1 protein-coding gene is annotated in these 1,426 nt (G+C 55.8%); it reads right to left on the reverse strand.

What is annotated here, in order from left to right; translation table 11 throughout:
- Positions 1-11: 11 nt before the first annotated feature.
- Positions 12-1,313 (reverse strand): IS4 family transposase, encoded by a 1,302-nt coding sequence (locus CER19_RS23765; RefSeq protein WP_116668194.1) that lies wholly within the window; start codon positions 1,311-1,313, stop codon positions 12-14.
- Positions 1,314-1,426: the final 113 nt, after the last annotated feature.

The following is a 1,426-nucleotide window of genomic DNA, read 5'->3' on the forward strand; positions in this document are numbered from 1 at the left end:
AGCCATCCCTTTCAAGGTCTTTTCGTTTTGGCTGCCTTGATTACCCTGTCCGTTGAAACATGAGCATTCACCGCTGTGCCTTTTACCCATGTCTTGGGTTTGGGCACCTTGGGGCCGCGGGGGCTTTTTGCAACTTGTTTGGGCAGGATGTTCCTGGCCAGCTCCAATAAGCGCTGGGCCAGTTTTTCCGCAGGGATAACGGGAAGATATTCTGACGGCAGCGCGATTTGCATGCCCTCATATCCACTTCTTACTTGAACCGCCAAATGATAGATCGAGGCTTCCCAGCCGTCAGGCTGGGTATCCCGATGAGCTTGCTCGACGCTTCGCTTGAGTACGGCCAGGACGTTGTAGGCCAATACCGCCGTAGTGAACCCGAGCAAGGCAGCCTTCGGGCTGCCAAGGGTTTCGATTTCACTTTCCAGGATTGCTTCCAGTCGCTGGAACATACCTTCGATGCTCCAGCGGCGACGATAGAGTTCTGCGATCTGCTGCGCACTAACGCTCTCTGGCAGATTGCTCCAGAACATCAAATTGTTGTCGCCCGAGTCCGTTGGCGAATGAAGCGTCAGTTCGACACGCCTACATTGGTAACCGCCTCTGACCTGGATGATCTGCTCACGCACAGTGCCCGTTTCCACAGGCACCGGCTCTTGCCACTCACCTTCTTGAATCAAGCGTGGATGCTTGGCTTGCTGACGAATGACAAAGGAGGTTTGGACTTGCTCACAAGCTTCCATAACCGGGAGCGTGCAGTAGAGTCGATCAGCCAACCACACTTGGCCCGGCTCGGCATCAGCCAACAGCGGCAGCACGCAAACACGCTCGCTTGCGTAGGCATCCTCACACGCCTGAAGGTCGATGACCTGATCCAGATCGGGATCGTAGACAACCACCGAAAAACCGGGACGAGCCGCGCCTCGCTCGTGGCGTAAAGCCCCCAGTCGTTTCTCGGTGGATGCCAGGTGATTACCATCCACAACCCGAACCTGCCAGCCTGGCAGCATCGTCGTGCAACCCAGCTCTTTGATGGTTGGTGTCAGGCGTTGTGCGCAGCCCGTGACCAGGGCGCGCAACAGAGCAGGCTCGGTACGACTGATTTTGTCGTAGAGGGCCGCCAAGCTGACAGGAAGATCTTCCAGTTGCCGCGCGGCGGCGTGCAGGGATGGCTTCAAGCCTAATGAAACAAGGGACATCAGCTTGATGATGGTCGAGAACAGCAGTTCACGAGAATACTGCCGTTGCCGATGCTCTTCGAAGACCTGATCGACCCACTCTGGCGCAATGGCCTGCTCCAACGCCAATTTGGCCATAACGCTGGCAGGTGCTTTTTTCTCAAATCGAGCAAGTACATCGGCCCACATCTTTCGGGTATCCCTGACTGAAGTTTCAGAGGATTTTACCTAAGACCTTGAAAGGGATGGCT

The organism is Pseudomonas sp. GL93 (assembly GCF_003408955.1).
Taxonomy (GTDB): domain Bacteria; phylum Pseudomonadota; class Gammaproteobacteria; order Pseudomonadales; family Pseudomonadaceae; genus Aquipseudomonas; species Aquipseudomonas paracarnis.